14 protein-coding genes and 1 other RNA gene are annotated in these 19,432 nt (G+C 71.9%); 3 read left to right on the plus strand and 12 right to left on the minus strand.

Annotated elements, in window-relative coordinates; translation table 11 throughout:
• Positions 1 to 34: 34 nt before the first annotated feature.
• The 6 genes from ABFX50_RS00695 to ABFX50_RS00720 are packed head-to-tail and all read right to left on the minus strand — an operon-like array spanning position 35 to position 10,415.
• Positions 35 to 2,836 carry an AfsR/SARP family transcriptional regulator gene (locus tag ABFX50_RS00695; protein ID WP_346142354.1) on the minus strand — a complete coding sequence of 934 codons (2,802 nt, stop codon included), beginning with the start codon at positions 2,834 to 2,836 and terminating at the stop codon, positions 35 to 37.
• Positions 2,833 to 4,401 carry a serine/threonine-protein kinase gene (locus ABFX50_RS00700; RefSeq protein WP_346142355.1) on the minus strand — a complete coding sequence of 523 codons (1,569 nt, stop codon included), beginning with the start codon at positions 4,399 to 4,401 and terminating at the stop codon, positions 2,833 to 2,835. The genes ABFX50_RS00695 and ABFX50_RS00700 overlap by 4 nt, the downstream gene beginning before the upstream one ends.
• Complete coding sequence (locus ABFX50_RS00705; protein ID WP_346142357.1) at positions 4,398 to 7,466, minus strand: ATP-binding protein; 3,069 nt, start codon at positions 7,464 to 7,466, stop codon at positions 4,398 to 4,400. Before ABFX50_RS00705 ends, ABFX50_RS00700 begins: the two co-directional genes overlap by 4 nt.
• Positions 7,466 to 8,680 carry an FAD-binding protein gene (locus ABFX50_RS00710; RefSeq protein WP_346142358.1) on the minus strand — a complete coding sequence of 405 codons (1,215 nt, stop codon included), beginning with the start codon at positions 8,678 to 8,680 and terminating at the stop codon, positions 7,466 to 7,468. The genes ABFX50_RS00705 and ABFX50_RS00710 overlap by 1 nt, the downstream gene beginning before the upstream one ends.
• A 20-nt stretch (positions 8,681 to 8,700) precedes the next feature.
• Entirely contained in the window at positions 8,701 to 9,393 is a 693-nt protein-coding gene (locus ABFX50_RS00715) for a response regulator (protein WP_379504649.1), read from the minus strand.
• A gap of 5 nt (positions 9,394 to 9,398) precedes the next feature.
• Positions 9,399 to 10,415, minus strand: coding sequence for a sensor histidine kinase (locus ABFX50_RS00720; RefSeq protein WP_346143021.1), 1,017 nt, complete (start codon positions 10,413 to 10,415; stop codon positions 9,399 to 9,401).
• Positions 10,416 to 10,613: 198 nt separating this feature from the next.
• On the opposite strand from ABFX50_RS00720, the gene ABFX50_RS00725 reads away from it, so the two are divergent.
• Positions 10,614 to 11,690, plus strand: a complete 1,077-nt coding sequence (locus ABFX50_RS00725) for a hypothetical protein (protein ID WP_346142360.1) — start codon at positions 10,614 to 10,616, stop codon at positions 11,688 to 11,690.
• Between the two features lie 144 nt (positions 11,691 to 11,834).
• On the opposite strand, the gene ssrA is transcribed toward ABFX50_RS00725, so the two are convergent.
• From ssrA to ftsE, 5 genes are all read right to left on the minus strand, one after another.
• Positions 11,835 to 12,220: a transfer-messenger RNA gene (gene ssrA, locus ABFX50_RS00730) on the minus strand.
• Between the two features lie 303 nt (positions 12,221 to 12,523).
• Complete coding sequence (locus tag ABFX50_RS00735) at positions 12,524 to 14,398, minus strand: penicillin-binding transpeptidase domain-containing protein (RefSeq protein ID WP_346142362.1); 1,875 nt, start codon at positions 14,396 to 14,398, stop codon at positions 12,524 to 12,526.
• Positions 14,395 to 14,862, minus strand: coding sequence for an SsrA-binding protein SmpB (smpB, locus tag ABFX50_RS00740; RefSeq protein WP_183649834.1), 468 nt, complete (start codon positions 14,860 to 14,862; stop codon positions 14,395 to 14,397). Before smpB ends, ABFX50_RS00735 begins: the two co-directional genes overlap by 4 nt.
• Before the next feature lie 22 nt (positions 14,863 to 14,884).
• On the minus strand, positions 14,885 to 15,796 hold the full coding sequence (gene ftsX / locus ABFX50_RS00745; RefSeq protein ID WP_346142364.1) for a permease-like cell division protein FtsX: 912 nt from the start codon (positions 15,794 to 15,796) through the stop codon (positions 14,885 to 14,887).
• Between the two features lie 19 nt (positions 15,797 to 15,815).
• Positions 15,816 to 16,505 carry a cell division ATP-binding protein FtsE gene (ftsE, locus tag ABFX50_RS00750; RefSeq protein ID WP_183649839.1) on the minus strand — a complete coding sequence of 230 codons (690 nt, stop codon included), beginning with the start codon at positions 16,503 to 16,505 and terminating at the stop codon, positions 15,816 to 15,818.
• A gap of 214 nt (positions 16,506 to 16,719) precedes the next feature.
• Here ftsE and ABFX50_RS00755 point away from each other — a divergent pair, with 214 nt between their 5' ends.
• A complete protein-coding gene (locus ABFX50_RS00755; protein WP_346125990.1) occupies positions 16,720 to 16,896 on the plus strand; it encodes a hypothetical protein in 177 nt (58 codons plus the stop codon).
• Between the two features lie 272 nt (positions 16,897 to 17,168).
• On the opposite strand, the gene prfB is transcribed toward ABFX50_RS00755, so the two are convergent.
• Positions 17,169 to 18,281: a peptide chain release factor 2 gene (gene prfB / locus ABFX50_RS00760; protein WP_183649844.1), complete on the minus strand. Its 1,113-nt coding sequence runs from the start codon at positions 18,279 to 18,281 to the stop codon at positions 17,169 to 17,171.
• A gap of 46 nt (positions 18,282 to 18,327) precedes the next feature.
• Between prfB and ABFX50_RS00765 the strand changes: the two genes are divergently transcribed.
• Positions 18,328 to 19,338: a DUF8094 domain-containing protein gene (locus ABFX50_RS00765; RefSeq protein ID WP_346142367.1), complete on the plus strand. Its 1,011-nt coding sequence runs from the start codon at positions 18,328 to 18,330 to the stop codon at positions 19,336 to 19,338.
• The last annotated feature ends 94 nt before the right edge of the window (positions 19,339 to 19,432 follow it).

Below are 19,432 nucleotides of genomic sequence, written 5' to 3' on the forward strand. Positions count from 1 at the left end.
GGAGGGCGATGTTCAGGATCCGTATAGCCCGCTGTCACCGCAGGCCACGACGGCGACGCGCCTCCCGCGCGAGCTCCTGCGCCTCGACCAGGCCGCGCCTGTCACCGAGGGCGTCAAACTCTCCCATAATGCATGCAAGGGCATCAACAGCCCCATCAATCTCATCCAGATCCAAAGCCGCGGCGGCAATCGCCAGCCTCGCCTTCGCCATGCCCCTCCTGTCGCCGTGCGCCTCGAAGGCCGCCAGCGCCTCCGTCGCCGCCGCCCTGGCCGCCTCGGGCCTTCCCTCCGCCCTGGCCGTCCCCGCCAGCAGCAGCGAGGCAGAGGCGGCGGGAAGCCGATCGCCCAGCCTCCTGCTCAGGCCGGCCGCCCGCTCGGCCAGCTCCCTCGCCTCCTTCGTCCTGCGCACCGCCAGGCACAGGGCGGCCAGGTCGAGCAGGGTGGCCGCCTCTCCGCGCGGGTCACCGAGCTGCCGGTAGAGCTCGAGCGCGCGACGAGACAGCTCCTCGTCCGCGCGAAGCTCTCCCAGCGCGCGCAGCGCGTCGGCGCTTCCCCTCGGGTCGCCGCCTCCCCCCTGGCCCGAGCCGAAGGCGGCCAGGCACTCGGTGAAGCAGCGCTCGGCGTCGCCCAGGCGATCCTGCGCCCTGTAGACCAGCCCCAGTCTGAGCGTCGTGCGCGCCACCTCGTCACGCTCGGTCAGCGGCAGCGCGGCGCGCAATGCCCCGGCCGCCTCCTCCAGCCTGCCTTCGGCGCGGTGCAGGTCGGCCAGCGAGCGCAGCAGCAGCGCCTCGCCGTGCCGGTGCCCCGCCCTGCGCGCCGACTCCAGGCCGAGCGCGGCCGTCGTGCGCCAGTCGTCGTGGTAGGCGCCCAGCTCGAACAGCGGGGTCAGGTAGAAGGCCAGCCGCCACGCGGCCTCGTCCAGCCGGGCCCCGTGCAGGTCAGCGACGGCGGCGACCATGAAGGAGCGCTCGGCGGCCAGCCAGCGGGCCGACTCGGCGAGACGGGCGGTGGCGAGATCGCGCTCGACCGTGTGCGAGAGCGTGAGGCCCGAGCCGGGCTCGGCGGGCAGCATCAGCTCTCTCGCCCTGCGCGCCCTGTCGAGGATCTCCCCCGCCACCCCCGCGAGGACGGCGGAAGCGGGGCCCTCCTCCTCGGCGAGCCGCTCGGCGGCGTAGAGGCGGGTCAGGTCGTGCCAGCCGTACCTGTCGAGGCCACGCTCCTGGAGCAGCCCTGCCTCGGCCAGCGACTCCATCACCCTGCCGCCGTCGCGGCCCACGAGGGCGGCGGCGATCCACGGCGCGAAGTCAGGGCAGGACAGCGCGCCGAGGCGGCGCAGCAGCAGGCGTTCGTCCTCGGACAGCGCCCGGTAGCCGAGCGCCAGGCTGGAGCGGACGGCCAGGTCTCCCGCGCTGAGCTCGTCGAGCCTGCCGCGCTCGTCGCCCAGCCGGTCAGCCAGGTGCTCGAGCGTCCAGCCCCGCCGCCTGGCCAGGCGCGAGCCTGCGATACGCAGCGCCAGCGGCAGCGCCCCGCACAGCCGTACGATGCGGTGGGCCTGGTCGGGCTCGGCGGCGACTCTGTCGGCGCCGACGATCCTGGCCAGCATCGCCACCGCCTCCCCCGCCTCGAGCACGTCCAGCGGGTAGGCGCGGGCCGCCTCCAGCCCGAACAGCGGCGACCTGCTGGTCACCAGCGTCAGGCAGCCCGCTCCCGTGGGCAGCAGCGGGCGCACCTGGGCCTCGCTCGTGGCGTCGTCGAGCACGACGAGCAGCCGCCTGCCCGCCACGAGGCTGCGGTAGAGGCGCACGCGTTCATCCAGCGACGAGGGGACCGCGCCGTCGGGACAGCCGAGCGAGCGCAGCAGGTCCTCCAGCACCGCTCCCGGCGCCCTGTCGCGCAGCGAGGCGTGCAGCCTGCCGTCGGGCAGGTCGAGCCGGGCCGCCGCGTGGACGGCGAGCGCGCTCTTGCCCGCGCCCGCGGGGCCGTACAGCACCAGGTGGACGGGGGCCGCGCCGGGAGCGGGCAGCGCCGCCTGGATCCAGTCGAGCACCGCCTGCCTGCCGGTGAAGTCGGCGATGTCGGGCGGCGTCTCGTTGGGGACGCTTCTGCCGAGCTCCTGCGCGAGCACCCGCTCGTGGGCCTCGCGCAGCTCCGCCCCCGGTTCGAGGCCGAGCTCCGCCACCAGCGTGCCGCGCGCCTCCTGGTAGGCCGTCAGCGCGTCCGACCTGCGGCCTGCCTGGGTCAGCGCGTGCATCAGCTGCGCCCACGCCCGCTCCCTCAGCGGGTAGGCCGCCACCAGCGCGCGCAGCTCGCCGATCAGCTCGGCGCCCCTGCCCAGCTCCAGGTCCAGCTCGACCCGCTCCTCCAGCGCGGCCAGCCGCAACTCCTCCAGCGGTACGGCATGCGCCCGCCGCAGCTCGCCCTCGATCCCGTCGAGCGCCCGCCCCCTCCAGAGCCCGAGCGCCCGCGCCAGCGCGTCGGCGGCCTCGACGACCCGCCCCGCGGCCCTGGCCCTGCGCGCGTTCGCGACCATGCGCTCGAACCTGAGCGCGTCCACCTCCTCGGGGTCGACCGCCAGCAGGTAGCCACCCGGCACGGTCCTGATGCCCTCGACGATCTTGCGGAGCGCGCTGACGTACACCCTGAGCACCGCCTCCGCCGAAGCGGGCGGCTCGACGCCCCACACCGCCGCCACCAGACGGTCGTGCGTGACCGGGTGTCCCGCGCTCATCAGCAGCGCGACCAGCAGCGCGCGGTGCTTGGCAGGCCCAGGAGTGACCTCCGCGCCGGCGCCGTCCAGCACCAGCAGCGGGCCCAGCACGCCGAACCGCGCGCTCATCGGCCGGCGGCCTGCACGGCGAAGGAGCTGAACCTGACACCGACCGGCTTCTCGGTGTCGGGGGCGGCGAAGACGCCGCTGGAGCCGGGTCCGAGCGGACCGCTGGTGTCGGTGACCATGCCGACGTACCTGTCGTCCACCCACAGGCGAAGGAGGGTCTTCGGGCCGTCGCTCCTGCACTCGGCGACGATGCGGCGATCCTCCGCCCCCTCCTTGGCGGGCCTGTCCAGCAGGACGGTGCCGGTGCCCGATCCGCGTTTGGCGATGGTCGCCCTGCCGTCGCTCGTGACCGCGAACTCGTAGCGCCGGCCGCCGCTCGCGCCTCTGCACCACACGCCGAACTCGCCGGTGCCGGCGACCATCCTGCCTCTGGCGACGACCACCGCCCCGCTTTCGGGCTCGGAGGTCACAGGGGCCGACCGCCACAGCCGCCAGCCGGGGTTCGTGGTGAGCTCGTAGGTGTCCCCCGTCAGCTTCGCCACTCCTCCCTCGGTGCGGCCCGTCTCCCACGAGTCGCCGCCGAAGTCGGCCCTGTACGGCCAGTCGGTCTGCGCCGGACGCAACGCGAGGAAGCCCGCCACGGCCGCCGCGGCGACCAGCGTCAGCGCTCCAGCCACCCACGGCCACCACCGCCTGGCCCCGCGCCCGGCCCGCACCGGTGTCGCGGGGCCGCGCGGGTGAGGAGGTCGGGGCGGTGCGGGGTGGTCTCCCGACCCGGCGGAGGCCGGGGGAACGGGCCCCGACCAGGTGCGCTCGACGACCATGGTCGCCGTCTCGGGGGTCGGCTGCCCGCCGACGAGCTCGGCGAGCAGCTGCTGCGGGGTGGGCCTGCGGGCGGGGTCCTTGGCCATCGCCCACTCGACGATGCCCCTCATCGACTGGTCAAGGCCGTCGAGCTGGGGGCCGTCGTTGACGATCCGGTACAGCACCTCGGCGGGCGCGCCGCCGCCGAACGGCAGCCGTCCCGTGCCTGCGAAGGCGATGACGCCGCCCCAGGCGAAGACGTCGGCCGAAGGCCCGAGCGGCTCGCCTCTCACCTGCTCGGGCGCCATGAAGGCGGGGGTGCCGAGGATCGCCTGGCTGGCCAGGCTGTCGACCCCCATGAGCTGCGCGATGCCGAAGTCGATCACGCGAGGGCCGAGCGGCGACAGCAGCACGTTGGAGGGCTTGAGGTCACGGTGGATCACGCCCGCGCCGTGGATGGCCGTCAGCGCGGTGGCGATCCCCACCGCCAGGGACTCCAGGTTGCCGCCGGTGAAGGGCCCCTGCTCCCTGACGGCGTGCGCCAGGTCAGAACCCTTGACGTACTCGGTGACCAGGTAGGCCACCTCGCCCGAGATCCCCGCGTCGAGCACGGGTGCGGTGCAGAACCTGGCCACCCGCCTGGCCGCGTCCACCTCGCGGGAGAAACGCCGCTGGAAGGCGGGATCGCGGGCCAGCGAAGGGTGGATCACCTTGACCGCCGCCAGGCCGCCCGTGGGCGTGGAGGCGAGATGCACCTCGCCCATCCCACCGCGCCCGAGCAACCGCAGCAGCGTGTATCCGCCGATCACCGGAGCGGTCACAGCAGCCCTGCCAGCTCTTCCCTGGACATCGCCGCGCCTCTGGCGTACGCCTCGGCGAAGCGCCGCTCGCCCAGCGCCGCCCTTGCCAGCTCGGCGACCCGCCTCACGTCGCGGTCGCCGGGCAGCGTCATGCCGCGCAGCCCCTTGCCCACGCCGAGCAGCAGCGCGACCTCGTCGTGCGCGCCGCGCAGCGAGGCGGCTCCCGCCAGGCCCTCGGCCGCGCTCGCCAGCACCGGCAGGCTCTGCACGTGCAGCGCGGCGGCGAACGCCGTCTCCTGTCTGGCGACGGCCTCCTCCACGTCGCCCTCGGCCGCGGCGATCCAACCGAGCGCGATCCCGATCTGCACGGCGTTGAGCGACTCGCCGAAGGACCCGCTCGACTCCCTCGCCAGCACCTCCTCGTAGCGGCGGCGCGCCTCGTCCAGGTCGCCGCGCAGCCTCGCGGCCTCCGCCAGGCCGCAGCTGGCCCTGGTGGTGCCCTCCAGCGCCCCGACCCTGCGGGCCAGCTCCGCGGCCCGCTCGAAGTCGGCCCTCGCCCTGTCGAGGTCGCCGAGCAGCAGCTCGCCCTCACCGCGGTGGCACAGCAGGTCGGCGATGTCCTCCTGCGCGCCGAGCTCGCCCACCAGGCGCAGGGCCTCCTCGATCAGCTCGCTGAAGCGCTCCCTCTCGCCGCGCCACGCGGCCACCCTGACCAGCTCCGACAGCGCCATCGCCATGCCGAGCCGCTCGCCGAGCGAGCGGAAGTAGTCGAGCGCGAGCGAGAACTCCCGTTCGGTGCCCGCCACGTCGCTCTCCATCAGGTAGCAGAGGAAACCCTTGCCGACATGGTTCAGACCGCTGATCCAGGGGTCGGGGCTGGCCTTGACGCGCTCCATCATCAGCTCGAGCAGCCCGTCGTCGATGGAGGGCCCGGCGAAGCTGCCCCAGAAGAAGGTGAGCTGCGGGTGGCCGGAGATCAGGTCCAGCTCGCGCATCAGCCTTTTGGCGTTCTCCAGGTGCGCTCCGCTCCCGGCCGCGCCGGCCACGCAGATGACGTACTCCGCCTCCAGACCCTCGGGGACTTCCGTCCCGAGCGCGGCGAGAAGCGCGCGGGCGGGCAGCATCCCGAGGCCGCGCCGTCCCCGCAGCCACCAGTACGTGGACAGATCGGCGAAGATGCGCAGCGCCATGGCGCGGTCGTCGCCGATGGCCCAGGTCAGCGCGGCGAGCAGGTTGTCGTGCTCAGGGTCGAGCCTGGCCGCCCATTCCAGCTGCTCGGCGCGCATCAGGTGGGGAGCGGCCTCGCGCAGCAGGGCGAGATGGTGGTTCGCGTGGGCGCGCCGGTAGGTGCCCACCTCCCCCGCCTCCTCCAGCCGCTCGGCGCAGAAGGCGCGGATCGTCTGCAGCATCCGGTAGCGGTCTCCGGCGATCTCGACCAGTGACTTGTCGGCCAGGCTGGTGAGCAGCTCGAGCGCGTCAGGCGTGTCGCAGACCCGCTCGACCGCCTCGATGCCCGCCCCGCCCGCGAACACCGTCAGCCTCCTGGCCAGCCGCTGCTCCTCCTCATCCAGCAGGCTCCAGCTCCACTCGACCACCGCGCGCAGCGTGCGGTGCCTGGGCTGGGCAGTACGGCTGCCGCGCGACAGCAGCCCGAGCCCGTCCTCCAGCCTGGCGGCGACCTCCGCCACGGGCAGCGAGCGGAGCCTGGCGGCTGCCAGCTCGATCGCCAGCGGCAGCCCGTCGAGCGCCTGGCAGATCCGCCGCACGTCGGCGAGGTTGTCCTCGTCGAGCGCGAACCCCGGGCGGACCGCGGCGGCCCTGTCCTCGAACAGCCGCTCCGCGAGCGCGTCGGGCAGCGCGGTCACGGGCCAGATGCTCTCGCCGGTGATGCCGAGGGCCTCCCTGCCGGTGGCCAGCACGCGCAGGTCGGGACAGGCGCTGAGCAGCCGGTGCGCGAGCTCGGCCGCCGCCGCCACGACGTGCTCGCAGTTGTCGAGGACGAGCAGCATCCGCCGTCCCGCCAGCGCGGCGACGAGCCGGTCGGCCGGATCCGGCACGTCCTGCCCGACCCGCAGTCCGAGCTTGGTGAGCACGGCCTGGGCGACGTCGCCGCCTTCGGCCACGCCGTCCAGCTCGACCAGGCCGACCTCGTCCTTCACGGCGGCCGCCGCCTCCAGCGCGAGCCGCGTCTTGCCCGCTCCCCCCGGGCCCGTCAGTGTGACGAGCCTGGCCCGCTCCAGGAGGCGGGCGACCTCTGCCAGGTCGTCCTGCCTGCCGACGAAGCTGGTGAGCTGGGCGGGCAGCGCGCTCCTGACGCCTGCCGTCCTGCCCTGGGGCTCGGTGCGGCCGGGGGCCGCGGGGGCGTAGAGCTCGCCGCGCAGCGCCGCGAGGTGGATCTCCCTCAGCTCGGGCGACGGATCGACGCCCAGCTCGTCGGCCAGCGTGCGGCGGGCGTCCTCGAAGGCGGTCAGCGCCTCCGCCTGGCGCCCGCTGGCGTACAGCGCCCTGATGAGCTGGCCGCGCAGCCGCTCCCTGACGGGGTGCGCCTCCACCAGCCGCTGCAGCTCGGTCACCAGCTCGCGGTGCCTGCCCAGCTCGAGATCCGCCTCGACGCGGTCCTCGGTGACGTCGACCCTCAGCTCCTCCAGCCGCGCCGCCTGCGCGGGGGCGAAGGGCACCTCGCGGACGTCGGCCAGCGCGGGTCCGCGCCAGAGCGCCAGCGCCTGCCCGAGCAGCTCCGAGCGGACGGCAGCCGACTCGGCCGCCCTTCCCTCGCGGACCAGCCGCTCGAAGCGGTGGGCGTCGACCTCCTCACCGTCGACGACGAGCCGGTATCCGGCGGGGTGGAACTCGACGGGGACGTCGAGGCTCCTGCGCAGCCTGGAGATCTGCGACTGCAGCGCGTTGCCCTCGCCCGTCACGGGGCGCTCGCCGTAGAGGCCCTCGATGAGCCGCTCGGTGGGCACGATCCTGCCCGCGTCCAGGGCGAGGAGCGCGAGCAGGCCGCGCAGGCGGGCTCCGCCGACGGAGACCGTGGCGCCGTCCTCCCTCCGCGCCTCGACCGGGCCCAGGATCCCGAACCGCATCACATGATCCTGCACAGGAAGTCGTTGGAGAACTTGCCCTGCGGGTCGAAGGCGCTGACGAGCTCGCGGAAATCGTCCATCCGCTCGTAGGAGGCGACGGCGGTGAACAGCTTGCCCCAGTGCGGCCTGGCCTCGTACGGCTCCAGCGCCCGCGTCACCGCCTCGATCACCGGCAGCACGCCCGGCACGTCCTTGATCCACGTGAAGTGGAAGGCGACCACGTCCTGGCTGTAGGCCGGGCTCAGCCACAGGTCGTCGGCGGCGACGGTCCTGATCTCCGAGACCTGCAGGACGGGTGCGATGGTGTCGCGGATGCCGTCGAGCGCGCGCAGCGCGGCGACCGCGTGCCCGCGCGGCAGCAGGAACTCCGACTGCAGCTCCTCGCCCGCGCTCGGGGTGAACCCCGGGCGGAAGTGCGGCAGCCGCTCGTGCCACGGCCCCGCGACGCCGAGCTGTTCGGTGCACGGCTCGGCGGACACGCCGGGGATGGGGTGGCGAGGCCCGTCGGCTGGGCGCGCCCCGAACAGCTCGGGCGCCCCGCCCGAGACCCGCTTCACCCACACCTGGTCGATCACGGGCCGCCGCCACCGGGTGAACAGGCTCACGCTGTAGCCGCTGCCGAACACCTCGTCGAAGTGGTCGTCCAGCACCTCGAGCGGCAGCTCCTCGAAGACGTGCTGGCGCACCTCGAAGGTGGGCACCACCTCCAGCGTCAGGCTCACCACGACGCCCAGCGCCCCGAGCCCGACCACCGCGCCGGACAGCCGGGGATCGTCCCCTGCCAGGCTCACCAGGTCGCCCTCGGCGGTGACGAGCTCCATGGCGCGGACCGCCGTGGCGAGGTTGCCGTTGCCGTCACCCGATCCGTGCGTGGCCGTGGCCACCGAGCCCGCGACCGTGATGTGCGGGAGGGAGGCCAGGTTCCGCAGCGCGAACCCCGCCCTGTGCAGGCGCGGCGCCAGCTCCGCGTACCGTACGGCACCGCCCACCCGCACCGTGGACCCGTCGAGGTCGACCGTGCGCGGCAGCGCGTCGAGGCTGACCAGCGCGCCCTTGGTGTCGGCCACGTCGCTGAAGGAATGGCCACTGCCGAGCGCCCGCACTAAAGGCGAGCGCGCCACGATGACGCGCAGCTCCTCGACCGAGGCCGGGCGGTGCACATCAGAGGCGTGGAAGGCGAGATTACCCGCCCAGTTGGTCACGATCGCGGCCATAGGCCGTTGATGCTACCGAATCAGGGTGTATGAGCCCTGCCGGTGTGCCATGCCCAGGCCGCGATGCCGACCCTGTTCTTCACACCCAGCTTGCGCTGGATGCTGGCGATGTGGTTCTTGACCGTGCCAGGGGACAGGAAGAGCCTTTCGGCGATCTCGGCGTTGGTCTTGGCCTGGGCGACGAGGCGGACGACGTCGTCCTCGCGCTCGGTGAGCTCCGCCTCGCCCTGCAGGTCACGCCCGGAGCTCTCACGCAGGGGGCCTTCCGGGAGGGAGCCCTCCCGCAGGGGGCTTTCTCGGAGGGGGCTGTCCCGCAGCAGGCCGATCGTGAGCTGCGGGCTGATCAGCACGTCCCCGCTCATCGCCGCCCTGACGGCCTCGACGAGCAGCGTCGGCCCCGACCTCTTGAGCACGAACCCCGAGGCGCCGTGCCGCAGCGCCGCCCGCACATAGTCGTCCTGCCCGAACGTCGTGACGACCACCACGTGGATGCCGGTCTCCGCCAGCGCCCGCGTCACCTCGATGCCGTCGGCCTTCGGCATCCTGATGTCGGCGAGCACCACGTCGGGGCGCACCCGGAGCGCCGTCTCGATGGCGGCGAGCCCGTCGGCCGCCTCCGCGATGACGGTCATGTCGGGCTGGGCGTCCAGGATGAGACGGAAAGCGCCGCGGATGCCCTCCTGGTCGTCGGCGATGAGGATGCGGGTGGACACGCCGTTCATGGTGCCAGAGGCAGTCGCGCCACCAGCGTCCACCCTCCCCGCGCCGCGGCCGCCCGCAGGCGCCCGCCCATCGCCTCCACTTGGGTGGTCAGCGACGGCAGCCCGAACCCGCCGCGCCCCTCCTCCGGCGCGACGCCGCCGCCGTCGTCGTCCACGCTCACCACGAGCATCCCGCCCTCGGCCCTGACCGCGACCTCCACCAGCGTCGCCTCGGGGGCGTGACGGCGCACGTTGGTCAGCGCCTCCACCACGACCCTGTACGCCATGGCGGCCGTCTCCTCGGGCACGTCGAGCCGGTCGTCCACCCGCAGCCCGACCCGCGCCCGACCCGCCGAGGAGAACCTGGCCGCCAACTCGGCCAGCCCCTCCAGCCCTGGGCCCGCGTGGAGGTCGAGCACGGTGCGGTCCAGCGTCGCCATCGCGCGCAGCCCCGCCTGCTCCACCCGCTGGAGCGCCGCCAGCGCCTGGGCGGGATCGCCGACGCCGACCACCTGGCCCGCCTGGGCCTGCGCCACCATCTCGCTGACGTCGTGGGCGACGAAGTCGTGCAGGTCCCTGGCCAGCCGCAGCCGCTGCGCGGCGCGCTCGTCCCGCACCGCGCGCGCCCGCCGGGTGTCGAAAGAGCGCAGGTAGGCCCCGACCGCGACGGCGGCCATCACGCCGAGGGCCCAGAAGGCGCACATGCCGATGGCCTCCAATGGCGAGGCGGGCATCACGTACCGCAGCAGCCACGTCGAGGCCGCCACCCCGCCCAGCGCGCCCGCGGGCACGGCCTGCCGTACGGGAGACCACCTGGCCATCAGGCCGAGCAGCGCGATCAAGGACAGGCTCTCCACCAGCCCGTACAGGTCCTCGCCCGCGCGCGGCCCGCTGCTCACGAACGAGAGCGTGACCACGAGGGAGACCACGGAGGCCAGGACCACCGCCGCGGGCAGGTGGGCACGGCCGCGGCGCCGCCCGACGACCACCCACGCCAGCGCCGTCACGGCCGCCGCCGCTCCCACGATGCCCATGTTCACCACAGCCACGATACGGACCTGACTCACCGAGCCACGACCCGAACCCGGCTCACCGCGACCGCTCCAGGATCCTGGACGCACCGCGGCCGCGGCTCGGGCATGCCGAATGGCATGGGCGTAGGCCGCCGGAGCCGCCACAACCTGCCGAAAGGCACCTGGCCCGGGACCGCCGCCCGGCCCGAGGCTGGAGACATGACGACGATCATCTCGAAGGCCGGTTACGCGGCGGCAGCCTGGTCGGCCGCCTACGCGGCGGCCGGTGCGGCGTGGGCGCTCGGCGCTCCCGGCTTCCCCTGGGGCGCGAGCGACCCCGACCCCGACGGCGCGCTCTCCATCCTCGCCGGCCTCACCCCTGACCCCGGCGGCTGGTGGGTGGCCGCCTTCGGCCTGCTCGGCGCGATCACCGCGCTGGCGCTCGTGCGCGGCGGGCCTGCCGTCCAGCGGGTCGCGGTGTTCGCCGCGTGGCCGCTGGCGCTCCTCCTCGCCGTGGTGATCCCCGACTCCCGCCTCATGATGGGCGTCGCCTACACGCCGCTGATGACGGTGGCCGGCCTCTTCGACGGGCCGTGGGGACAGATCGGGCTGGGCGACGCGTGGCCGTGGCCGGTGCTCAACCAGCTGCTGTGCATGCTCGGCGGGGTACTGCTGGCAGGGGCCGCGCTGACCGCGCAGCGCGCCCGCCGCGAGGCGTGCGGCTCCTGCGGACGAGCCGACGAGGACACCGGCTGGACCACCCCCGCCTCGGCCGCCCGCTGGGGGCGCGTGGCCGTCATGGTCGCCGTCGTCACGCCGCTCATCTACTGCGCCACCCGGTGGGCGTGGCCGCTCGGCATCCCGCTGGGGGTGAGCAGGGAGTTCCTCGAGCAGGGTGAGAGGGAGGCCCCCGGCATCTGGCTGGCCGGAGCCTACCTGGCGACCTTCGGCGCCCTCGGCGGCGTGCTCACGCTCGGGCTGGTGCAGCGCTGGGGCGAGATCTTCCCTCGCTGGATCCCCGGCCTGCGCGGCAGGCGGGTCCCTCCGCTGCTTGCCGTCATCCCCGCGACCCTCGTCGCGATCATCATCGCGGTCGCGGGCCTGACCTACGTACGGCGGGCGCTGGCGGGGCTGTTCGACCTCGCGGAGTGGGGCGCCTGGCTGCCCGAGTGCTTCTGGCCCCTCTGGGGCGCGGCACTGGGCGCCGCCGCCCTCGCCTACCACCTGCGCAGACGAGGCCGCTGTCCCCGCTGCCTGCGCGGTGAGGACCGCCCTCTCGCCGCCTCAACAATCTGAACGAGCTCCCGCCGCCTGCGCGGCGCCGACCAGCCCACCTTTCCGCCCGGCGCGGCGCGAGCCGGTTCGTCGCCAGCCGGCGACGAACCGGCTCATGGCATGCGAAAGGCCGGTGTCACGGGTGTGACACCGGCCTTCGCCGATCGGTGGAGGTGGCGGGAATCGAACCCGCGTCCTTCAACCCCAAGGCAGGGCTTCTCCGGGCGCAGCCTGCTTAACGTTTTCTCAGCCCCGGCACTCACGCAGGCGTGTTGCCGACAGGCTCAGCCACTGTTTGGTTTCCCGCTCTCCCCCGTGGCCGGGTCGAGCGGTGGAGCCTTCTAACGATGCCAGGTCCCGGGCCGAAGGCATGCTCGGGCTGACAGAGGTTTCGCTACTTAGGCAGCGAGAGCCAGGGAACCCTGGCTGACCTCAGTGCGCTTAGAGTTGGCACTTATTGGTTTGCGGTCACAGGATTAACGAGGTTATGTCCGCAGTCCTCGGCCCGCTTCACCTGCATTGAAAGATCGAAGTCGAAACCGATCACCCCCTGTGCAGTTGTCAACACGACCGCGAACGGTCGAGCAACACGAACATACCGGTGAACGCGTGGAACGCCAACCGCATTCCCTGCGGGGCGAGAGCCGTACACGGCGAACCCCCGGAGACGCGGCAAGACGGCGCACGTCTCCGGGGGCGACCGGCAGGGTCATGCCGGTCCGGACGGCAGGACTTCCCCCGAGATGAAGTCCTGAACTCGTCACGGCGACCAGGTCCGCAACCCCCCGAGCGGGCCCGGTCACTTAGGAAGACGCAGATCAGCCCACCGATGGTTGCTCAGAGTGAGAAACTTTTCACGCAGGGTCACGAATCGCCGCGAAGAAGCGGCCCGCGTACGCGGCGGGGTCGGCGTTCTCGGCCAGGACGGCCACCGCGACATCCCCCTGCCAGCCGACGAACCACGCCTGGTTCTTGCTCTTGCCCGTCACCGGAGCCACTATCCCGGAGACCGGCTCACCGGCCGCAGCGGCCGCGCGCGCGCTGCCCGAACGGACACCCGAGCGCATCATCGACTGCAGCGCCGGCAGCACCTTGGCGTCGATCGCCACGGGAGCGGGCGGTGTGGCGGGCAGCACCTCGGCGGCGGGATCGGGCGTCGTCGGCTTGGTGACCAGCAGCGGCGGATGCCAGGTGCCCGAGGCCACGGCCCCGGCCACCAGCGCCATCGACAGCGGGCTCACCTCGACGTTCTGGCCCGCGATGGCCTTGGCCTTGTCGGCGTCGCTGTCGAGGTCGCCCACGCTCCCGCTGAAGGACTTCAGCGGGAGCTTCCACGGCTTGCCGATGCCGAAGTCGGCCGCGCTCTTGGCCAGGTCGTCGCCGCTGACCCTGCGCGCCAGCGAGGCCAGGGCGGTCACACAGCTCCTGGCGAAGCTGCTCTGGAAGCTCTGACTGACGCTCGCCGTCAGGCCCGCCTGCTCGAACCTGGCCCCGCCGACCGAACGCTCGGGAGGACAGGCCAGCGGCTGGCTCGGCTTGACGCCCTTCTTCAGCAGCGCCTCGGCCGCGATGATCGAGAAGGCGTTGCCCGCGGGGTACTTGCCCGCCAGCGCGTTCTTCTCCTCGTTGAGGTCGTCGGAGGCGCTCACGGCCAGCACCTCGCCCGTGCGGGCCTTGACCGCGACCAGCGTGGCCGAGCGGGTGCCCGCCAGCGCGCTCTCGGCCGCCGCCTGGATCGAGCTGTCGATCGTGGTCTCGACCGGCGCGTTGGGACGGCCCGGCCACTTCTTCAGCTCGGCGACCTGCTCGCCCGTCTTGAGGTCGAGGGTGATCACGGAGGTCTGGGTGGAGCCCGTCAGGTAGTCCTGGTAGGCCTTCTGCAGGCCGGACAGGCCGACGGAGTCGCCCGCGCGCTGCGGGCCGCCCAGCTTCTGCTCGTGCTCGGCGGTCAGCGCGCTCACCCTGCCCACGATCTGCTCGGGCGGAGCGGGTGCGACCGGCTGCTCCTGCTTCTGGACGGTGACACCGGGAATGTCGTCGAGCTTGGACTGGATCGAGGCGTACTTGCGCCAGCCGAAGGTGACCAGCGGCACGAACGTGCTGGGCGGCGCCGACTTGATGCGGCTCAGCAGCCGGTCCTGGGCGAACCCGGTGAGCGCGGCGAGTTGCTCGCCCGCCTTCTGCGCGTTGTCGCCGAGGGTGGCGGGGGTCACGCCCGCGACGTAGAGGGTGGTATCGGCCTGCAGCGGCTCGCCCGTGCGATCGAGCACCTGCTTGCGCAGTTCGGGCTTGGGGTCCACGGCGAAGCGCTGACCCTCCTTCAGCTGCGGGTGGATGACGCTGGGCGACCAGCGCACCTTCCACACCCCGTTGACCAGGTGGAGCGGCAGCTTGCTGGTGTACTCCCACAGCGAGTTGTTCTCGCCCAGGTCGACCTCGGCCGCGAAGTCGGCGGTCGACTCCTCGCCGCTCTGCGTGAGGCTCGTGATGCGGAAGCGGAAGGAGGCCGCGTCGAGATGGACGCGGGTGTCCTCCAGCGCCTTGCGGACCACGGCGGGATCACCGTCGGTACGGCCTGCAGCCAGCTCGTAGTCGCCGGACTGCCAGCCGACGAGGAAGTCGCGCACGGCCTCGTGCGCGGAGGGCTCCTCGAAACAGCCGGTCAGCGTCGTGCCCGCGACCACCACCGAGGCGGCCGCGGCCAGAACCCTGCGTGCACGAGCGCTCATCGCGCGCGATGGCGGATCGCCCGTGCCATCTCCCGCTTGTCCTGCTGCTCCTTCAGCGTCTGCCGCTTGTCCCAGTCCTTCTTACCGCGCGCGATGCCGATCTCGATCTTGGCTCTGCCGTCCTTGAAGTAGAGCGACAGCGGCACGATCGTCAGCCCGCCCTCCTTGACCTTGGCGGCGAGCTTGTCGATCTCCTTGCGGTTGAGCAGGAGCTTGCGCTTGCGGCGGGCGGCGTGGTTCGTCCACGTCCCCTGGGAGTACTCGGGGATGAAGACGTTGAGCAGCCACGCCTCGCCGTCGTCGATGGAGGCGTAGCCGTCGACCAGCGAGGCCTTGCCCGCGCGCAGCGACTTGACCTCGGTGCCCTGCAGCACCAGACCCGCCTCGAAGGTCTCGTCGACGTTGTAGTCGTGGCGGGCACGCTTGTTCTGGGCGATGAGCTTCCGCCCGGTCTCACGTGGCATGCTTCGACCTTACCTGGGTTCGTCAGACCCGCAGGTAACGGCGGAGCGTCACGAACGACGCGAGCACACAGATCACCACACCGATCACCATGGTGAGAGTGATCACCTCGGCCACGGAGTCCCATCCGAGCTGGCTGTTGACGGCGAACGCCGAGGTGGTGCCCTCGAACAGGAAGACCTTCGCCACGATCAGCATGATCGCGGCGACCACGCCGCCGATCAGGCCGGCGATCATGCCCTCCATCACGAACGGCAGCTGGATGTAGAGGTTGGAGGCGCCGACCAGGCGCATGATGCCCGTCTCCCTGCGCCGGTTGAACGCCGAGAGCCTGACCGTGTTGCCGATCAGCAGGATCGCCGCGAGGACCAGGATCAACGCCACGGCCAGCGCGGCGTAGCGGAGCTTCTCCAGCATCCCGAAGAAGTTCTCCAGCTGGGCCCGCTGGTCGATGACCGTGGAGACGCCCTTCATGCCCTTGGCCGCGTCGATGACCGCCTGGTACTGATCAGGGTCCTTCAGCTTGACCCTGAGCGACTCGGGCAGGTCCTTGGCCTCGACGACCTGCGCGAGGATCGAGTTGGCCGACTGCGTCTTCTTGAAGTTCTCGAAGGCCATCGCCTGGTCCTCGAACAGGACCTGGGCGACCTGGGGAAGGGCGCTCAGCTGCTGCTGGAGCTGACCTCGCTCGGCGGCGCTGACACCCTTGGGCGTGGCCTTGCACGTGGGGAAGGGAGAGTCCTTCTTGCACAGGTAGACCGAGACCTCGACCTTGTCGGACCAGAAGGTCTTCATCAGGCCGACTTGGGCGTTGATCATCAACCCGACGCCCAGCAGGGCCATGGCGACAGCCACGGTGACGATAACCGCGATCGTCATGGTCAGGTTGCGACGGAGGCCGATCCAGACCTCGGAGAGGATGAAGTTCGCCCGCATGTTCTGCCTATAACTCCTGTTAGTACGCCTGGCCGTAGACGCCACGCGACTGGTCGCGGACGATCTTTCCGTCCTCCAGCTCCACGACGCGCTTGCGCATGGAGTCGACGATGGCGGCGTCGTGCGTGGCCATGACGACGGTGGTGCCGGTCCTGTTGATCCTGTCCAGCACCTTCATGATGCCGATGCTCGTCGCGGGGTCGATGTTTCCTGTCGGCTCGTCGGCCAGCAGGATCATGGGCCTGTTGACGAAGGCGCGGGCCATCGCGACGCGCTGCTGCTCGCCGCCGGAAAGCTCGTCGGGCATGCGGTGAGCCTTGCCCTCCAGGCCGACCAGCTCGATGACCTCGGGCACGACCTTGCGGATGAACCGCCTGGGCTTGCCGATGACCTCGAGAGCGAACGCCACGTTCTCGTAGACGTTCTTGTTGGGGAGCAGCCTGAAGTCCTGGAACACGCAGCCGATGCGGCGGCGCAGGTGCGGCACCTTGAAGTTGGACAGCCTCGCGAGATCCTTGCCGGCGACGTGGATCGCGCCGGAGTTGGGCTTCTCCTCCTTGAGGATCAGCCGTAGAAAGGTGGACTTCCCGGATCCCGAGGGACCGACGAGGAACACGAACTCGCCCTTGTCCACGTCTACAGACACGTGGTCGAGAGCGGGCCTGTTCTGGTTCGCATAGACCTTGGTGACATTATCGAAATGGATCACGAGCGCATCACGACGTGCCAGTCTAGGGGTCCGGACGGAAGCGAGGGTGGCACATGCCCACTTCCCACCGCCCGCCAGCGGGGACGTCCATCTTTACTGATGATCGACGTTCCGCTTGGCTGCAGGACAGTCTAGGGGGAAGACTGGCATGGAACGTCCATAACGGAAACAAAACGATTCTGTTACCTGAGAACCGTCTAGAGTGGAGGGTGACATGAGTTGTGAACACCTCGTCTGCGCCCAGTGCGCCCACCCGGTCATCGAGGGTCGCTGCGCGCTGTGCCGCGCCAACCGCGAGCGTATGCACCAGCACGGGATCTCTCCGACGCTGATCCTCGCCGCCCTGATCGCCCTTCTCTTCCTCGCCCTGGCGCTCCAGCACCTCACCTGACGCCCTGCCGTCGCACGCCCCAGGGCCCTGCCGTCCCCGCACCTGACGGCGCTACCGTCCGCGCGCCCGACGGCCCTTCCCGACGACCTTGACGTTCCCCACGCCCGAGGGCCCCTGCCGTCGGCTCGCTACTCGCTGTTCGCGCACGCGGACGCCCGAGGTGAGGCCCTCCGTCGCGGCGGGACGTGGCGGATCCCGGGGAGTCCCTTCGACGGGCGTCAGGCGGTGACGGCGGAGGCGCTCTGCGGGGCGCCGCCGTACCTGGTGATGATCTATTCCGCCGACTCCTGGCGGCGCATCCAGCGGATCTCGCTCTCGATGAAGTCGTCGAGGTCGCCGTCGAGGACCGCCGTCGGGTTGCCCGCCTCGTGCGCCGTGCGCAGGTCCTTCACGATCTGGTACGGGTGCAGGACGTAGTTGCGGATCTGCGTGCCCCACGACGTGGTCGAGGCGCCGCGCAGCTCCGACATCTTGTCGGCCTCCTCCTGCCGCTTGCGCTCGAGCAGCTTGGCCTGCAGGACGTTCATCGCCGAGGCGCGGTTCTGCAGCTGCGAGCGCTCGTTCTGGCAGGAGACCACGATGCCGGTGGGCAGGTGGGTGATGCGCACCGCGGAGTCGGTGGTGTTGACGCCCTGACCGCCGGGACCGCTGGAGCGGTAGACGTCGACGCGCAGGTCGTCCTCGTTGATGTCGATGTGGTCGGTCTGCTCGACCACGGGCACGATGTCGACGCCGGCGAACGAGGTCTGGCGGCGGCCCTGGTTGTCGAAGGGGCTGATGCGGACCAGGCGGTGGGTGCCGTGCTCGCCGCGCAGCGTGCCGTAGGCGTAGGGCGCCTTCACGGCGAACGTGGCGGACTTGATGCCCGCCTCTTCGGCGTAGGAGGTGTCGTAGACCTCCGTGGAGTAGCCCTTGCGCTCGGCCCAGCGCAGGTACATGCGCAGCAGCATCTCGGCCCAGTCGGCCGCGTCGACGCCGCCGGCCTGCGAGTTGATGGTGACGAGCGCCTCGCGGGCGTCGTACTCGCCCGACAGCAGCGTGCGGACCTCCATCGCGCCGATGTCGGCGCGCAGGGTCGCGAGCTCCTTGTCGGCCTCCACCCTGGTGTCGGCGTCGTCCTCCTCGGCCGCCAGCTCGAACAGGACCGTCAGGTCGTCGATGCGGCGCCCGAGCGCCTCGACCCTGTTGAGCTCGCCCTGCAGGTGGGAGAGCTTACTGGTGACCTTCTGCGCCTGGTCGGGGTCGTTCCACAGATCAGGTGCGGCGACCTGCTCCTCCAGCTCCTCGATCTGCTTGCGCATGGAGTCGAGGTCGAGAACGTCCTGAATGCTCCGCAGTGTCCCTGCGAGCGCGCTGATCTCTTCTGCCGGATCTATGTCTGCCACGTCTACCAAGGGTACGCGACCTGCGCGCACCCCATAACATGGCGACGTGCGTGCATACGGGCGGCGGAGGATGCTGGCCCTCGCCGCCGGTCTGCTGGCCGCGGCGACGGCCTGCTCGGGTTCTGGTGAACCCTCCTCCTCGCCTGTCGCGGCGGCCACCGCCGCCGCTCCGACGGTCCCTTCCGTGGCCCCGGGGGTGTCGCTGAGCGAGGCGGCCAACGCCTTCTCCGAGTACGTCGTCACCGACGACATGCTGCGCGTCGCCGGCAGCAGGGGCTTCGCCGGCAGCAGGAGCTTCGCCAGGGACCTCAACCGCGACGGCCGCACCGACCTGGTGACCGCCGAGTTCGCCTCGACCGGCGACCGACCCGCCCGCTACACCTGGGGCACGCCCACGTTCCTGGTGCCGCGCCTGCGTCCCGACGAGCCGCTGTGGTTCTCCGTCGTGGTCCCCCGCGACAACCGCACCGCCGTCCTCACCTTCGCCAAGGGGACCGACTGGCGGCTGAGCGCCCTGGCCCTCCTGCTGCCGGGTCAGCGGCTGCCCGAGGTGAAGCTCGACACCGCGGGCTACGCCGAGGTCGTCGGCTCCGAGGACAAGGGCGTGCAGATCAGCCCGCGCTACATCGCCCCGCTGCACGCCACCATCGCCGAGCGTGGGCCCGCGGGCATCGCCGCCGGGCTCATCGCCGCGGGCCCCTACACCACGGAGACGGCCGCGGAGATCGCCGACAACCGCACGGCGGCGAAGAAGGACGGCTTCACCTACGACTCGATCTTCAGCGCGGCCGACTACCCCGTCTACGCGCTGCGCACGATCGACGGCGGCGCGCTCGTGCAGTACTCCCTGCTGAGAACCACCTCGATGAACAGCGTGATCTCCGTCAGCCCGTTCCTGCCGGTCCCTCCCGAGGGCCGCTGGGCCCTGACGAGGGAGCAGTACAGGGACAACATCAAGATCTTCGAGACCCAGCAGTACGTCGCCACGGTCCCACCCGCCTCCGCCGCCACGGTCATCGCCTACGACGGTGCCATCACCAAGGGCAGCGGCCTCTGACCCGCGTCCACGGAAGTGGACGTGTGCGCGCCCGTTCAGGCCGCGGCCGTGGCGGAGCCGGTGACGGCCCCGCGCGCGTGGGGCGCGCAGAGCC

It is taken from the genome of Nonomuraea recticatena, assembly GCF_039533245.1.
GTDB classification, from domain to species: Bacteria; Actinomycetota; Actinomycetes; order Streptosporangiales; family Streptosporangiaceae; genus Nonomuraea; species Nonomuraea roseola.